The 791-nt window shown below is 80.4% G+C and carries 2 protein-coding genes; one reads left to right on the plus strand and one right to left on the minus strand.

Translation table 11 applies throughout. From position 1 onward, the window contains the following. The coding region (locus tag ACVMLK_RS21185) for a nucleoside hydrolase (protein WP_457487561.1) at nt 1-358 on the plus strand (358 nt) is incomplete at its 5' end. A gap of 13 nt (nt 359-371) precedes the next feature. Here ACVMLK_RS21185 and ACVMLK_RS21190 read toward each other — a convergent pair. Then, nucleotides 372-791 (minus strand): Hpt domain-containing protein (locus ACVMLK_RS21190; RefSeq protein ID WP_457487562.1); only part of this gene is annotated, 420 nt, incomplete at its 5' end.

Consider the following 791-nt stretch of genomic DNA (forward strand, 5'->3'; position numbering starts at 1 on the left):
CCTGACCGCCCAGGCCCTGGGGACGCCGGCGCGCGTCGCCGCCCTGCGGGCGGGGCCGGGTGGCCGGTGCCGCGCGGCCTGCGGCGACATCCTGGCGGCCCTGCCGCCCTCGAAGCGGCTGGCCGGGCGCGGCGCGCCGCTGCATGACCCCTGCGCCATCGCCTGGCTGGTGGCGCCCGCGCTGTTCACGCACCGTCCCGCCGCCGCGGAGGTGGTGCTGGACGGGCCCGACCGCGGCCGCACCCGGATCGACCGCTGGCAGCGCTCGGACCGGCCGGTGAACATCCGGCTGCTGGAGACGATCGACGCCGAGGGCTTCTTCGCGCTGCTGGGGGAGAGGCTGGCGCGGCTGCCCTGAGCGGGCGCGGCCCTCAGTCCGAGGCGGCGCGGGCCTCCGTGGCCTGCCGGGTGATCCAGCCGCGCAGCAGGGGCAACGCCTCGGCCAGGGCCCGCCGGGCGGCATCGGCGGCTGTGGGCGAGGGCGTCCCGTGGCGGGCCTCGGTCTGCAGCGTCTCGAGGCATTGCGCCAGGGCCTGGGCGCCGATGGTGCGCGCGACGCCGAGGAGGCGGTGCGCCGCGAGGCGGCTCTCCTCCGCCTCCGGCCGCGCGCCCAGCCCGTCCAGCAACTCGGCGCCGCGTTCCAGCTCATCCAGGAATTCCTGCAGCACGGCCGGCGCCGCGGCGCCCAGATCCGAGGCCAGCGCCTCGGCGGCCTCGAGATCGAGCACGGCGGCGGAGGGCGGCGCGGCCGCGGGGGGGGGGGGGGGGGCCCCCGCCCCCCCCCCCCCCCC

The organism is Teichococcus aerofrigidensis (assembly GCF_054073225.1).